The sequence below is a fragment of the Neobacillus drentensis genome, assembly GCF_036965425.1.
Lineage (GTDB): Bacteria > Bacillota > Bacilli > Bacillales > Cytobacillaceae > Neobacillus > Neobacillus drentensis_F.
This window is the reverse complement of the sequence record NZ_JBALPP010000206.1, coordinates 1-3,243: the sequence shown is the minus strand read 5'-3', so window position 1 is coordinate 3,243 and position 3,243 is coordinate 1. Positions and strand designations below refer to the sequence as shown.

The following is a 3,243-nucleotide window of genomic DNA, read 5'->3' as shown; positions in this document are numbered from 1 at the left end:
CAATAAAAAACCTGCAATTATCTAGAATTTTATTCTAATTTACTAAAGTTTAATCTTAATTCTTCTAAAATATCCTCAGCTTTCGTTACAAGTTTTGCCCCATGTTGGATTAATTCATTCGCACCTATTGAGTATGGATTAAAAATACTTCCTGGTAAGGAGAAAACATCTCTTCCTTCATTCACTGCATAATTGGCTGTAATTAAGGACCCGCTTTTTCTCTTTGCTTCTATTATAAATGTTCCATTTGAAAGTCCACTAATGATTCGATTACGTGCAGGAAAATGCCATCTTAGCGGCTTTGTATCCGGTGGGTATTCCGAAAGGACAAGCTGCGTTTTCATCATTTCTAATGCTAAATTCATATTATCCTTTGGATATATATGATACAATCCGCCTGCTATGACGGCAATTGTATTGCCCCCGTTTTTAATTGCATATTCATGCGCAAGTGCATCAATTCCTTTAGCTAGTCCACTAACAATGAGGACATCATTTTCAATTAATTCAGGGAATAAGAGTCTAATCGCATTTTTGCCATACTGTGTTGCTTGACGTGAACCTACTACTGCAAGCTTTGGTTCTTTTTTTAGCAGCGATAAATCCCCTTTTGCAAATAGTGCCCAAGGTGGCTGAAAAATTTCTTTTAAATTCGTAGGATATTCTTTATCAAAAATCGTGATGACTGAAATATCATTTGTTTTATATTGACGGATTTGTTCGTGAATAGTTTCAGAATGAAGGTTTAGGGTAGAAGAATTTGCAGAAGGTTCAGCAGGGCATGTCTGTGAGAATAAATACTTTTCAAATGAATGCAGCCCGGAATTTTCCAAAGTTTGAAGAGTGGGATCTTTTTTTAGTAATCGAAAAACAGTATTCCATGAAATATCCGGATAATGTAGTAATGCAACTAGTCTTTCTTTAAAATCATCCATAAACTTACCTCCACGTCATTTTTTTATAAAGAAATAGCCCCTCATTTTATGAGGGACTATCTGTTAATATCTTGGTGAATGAATATTAGTGTGTTTTACACTTTTCGTATAAACCTTGTTCTTTAAGAACTTCAATTAATGTTTCACCCATAACAGACGGAGTATCTGCTACTTTAATGCCGCATGCGTTCATAACACGGATTTTTTCGTCCGCAGTTCCTTTACCGCCAGAAATGATCGCACCAGCATGGCCCATACGTTTTCCTGGAGGTGCAGTACGTCCGCCAATGAAGCCTACAACTGGTTTCGTCATATTAGCTTTTACCCACTCAGCTGCTTCTTCTTCAGCAGTTCCACCGATTTCGCCAATCATGATAACGGCATATGTTTCTGGATCTTCATTAAATGCTTTTAAAACATCGATGAAGTTAGTTCCGTTAACAGGGTCTCCACCAATACCAACAGCCGTTGTTTGTCCGATTCCAGCTTGTGTTAATTGGTGAACTGCTTCGTATGTTAATGTTCCAGAACGTGATACGACACCAACATGGCCTTTTGTATGAATGTAACCAGGCATAATACCGATTTTACACTCATCTGCCGTAATAACACCTGGGCAGTTAGGACCAACTAAACGAGTCTTTTTGCCTTCCATGTAACGTTTAACCTTAACCATATCTAAAACTGGGATATGCTCAGTGATACAAATAGCAAGATCTAGTCCAGCATCAACTGCTTCGATAATGGCATCTGCTGCAAATGGAGCAGGTACATAAATAACTGAAGCATTTGCGCCAGTTGCTTCAACTGCCTCTTTTACAGTATTAAATACAGGCACGCCTTCAACTTCCATGCCGCCCTTGCCTGGAGTTGTACCTCCAACGATTTGTGTACCATATTCAAGCATTTGTTTTGTATGGAATAGGGCTGTTGCACCTGTAATCCCTTGAACAATAACTTTCGTATCTTTATTAATAAAAACGCTCACGTTAATTCCCCTTTCTACGGATCCTATTTCACTAATGAAACGATTTTTTGTGCACCGTCAGCCATGGATTCTGCAGCAGTAATGTTAAGTCCTGACTCAGCCAAAATCTTCTTACCTAAGTCAACATTCGTTCCTTCTAAACGAACAACTAGAGGGATATTCAGTCCAACTTGCTTCGCAGCTTCTACAACACCCTCAGCAATAACATCACACTTCATGATTCCGCCGAAGATATTAACAAAAATACCTTTTACGTTTGGATCAGAAAGGATAATTTTAAATGCTTCTGTAACCTTTTCTGCTGTGGCGCCGCCTCCAACATCAAGGAAGTTTGCAGGGTCTCCGCCGTAGTGTTTTACGATATCCATTGTTGCCATGGCAAGTCCGGCACCGTTAACCATACAGCCGATATTTCCATCTAAAGCAATATAGCTTAAATCATATTTTGAAGCTTCGATCTCTTTTGGATCTTCTTCTTCAAGGTCACGATACTCTAATACGTCTTTTTGACGGAATAAAGCATTAGAGTCAAAGTTTAATTTTGCGTCAAGTGCCATAACTTTTCCGTCACCTGTTACAACAAGCGGATTAATTTCAGCAATTGAGCAATCTTTTTCAATATAAGCATTGTATAAGCCCATCATGAACTTAACAGCTTGATTGACTAGTTCCTTCGGAATGTTAATATTGAAGGCAATACGACGTGCTTGGAATGGCTGAAGGCCAATAACCGGGTCGATTTCTTCTTTGAAAATTTTCTCAGGTGTCTTTTCTGCAACTTCTTCAATTTCCGTTCCGCCTTCTTCAGAAGCCATTAACGTAACTCGAGAAGTGGCGCGGTCTAATACTAAACCTACATAGTATTCTTTTTTGATGTCGCAGCCTTCTTCAATTAGGAGGCGTTTAACTTCTTTTCCTTCAGGGCCTGTTTGGTGTGTTACCAATGTTTTACCTAAGATTTCATTAGCATATGTACGAACCTCATCAAGGTTTTTCGCAACTTTAACACCACCGGCTTTCCCCCGTCCGCCTGCATGGATTTGCGCCTTAACTACACATACTTGTGTTCCTAGTTCTTTTGCCGCTTCCACTGCCTCTTCAACAGTAAAGGCCACTTTTCCATTAGGAACCGCTACCCCGTACTTTCTGAGGATCTCTTTGCCTTGATACTCATGGATATTCATTTCCCATCCTCCTATCAAACTCTTCTAAAATTGACTCCGTTTTCATTTTATATAATGACACATACCTTGTCCACCATTATGCTGAAAAAATTATTTCCTCATTAAATAATTATATATTTAGCTGTTGATTTGCGCT

3 protein-coding genes are annotated in these 3,243 nt (G+C 38.8%); all 3 read right to left on the bottom strand.

Annotated elements, in window-relative coordinates; translation table 11 throughout:
• Positions 1-29 precede the first annotated feature (29 nt).
• Positions 30-935, bottom strand: coding sequence for a DNA-processing protein DprA (gene dprA / locus V7161_RS30060; protein WP_335716424.1), 906 nt, complete (start codon positions 933-935; stop codon positions 30-32).
• Between the two features lie 85 nt (positions 936-1,020).
• Complete coding sequence (sucD, locus tag V7161_RS30055) at positions 1,021-1,923, bottom strand: succinate--CoA ligase subunit alpha (protein ID WP_223588529.1); 903 nt, start codon at positions 1,921-1,923, stop codon at positions 1,021-1,023.
• 23 nt (positions 1,924-1,946) lie between these two features.
• Complete coding sequence (gene sucC, locus V7161_RS30050) at positions 1,947-3,107, bottom strand: ADP-forming succinate--CoA ligase subunit beta (RefSeq protein ID WP_223588531.1); 1,161 nt, start codon at positions 3,105-3,107, stop codon at positions 1,947-1,949.
• Positions 3,108-3,243: the final 136 nt, after the last annotated feature.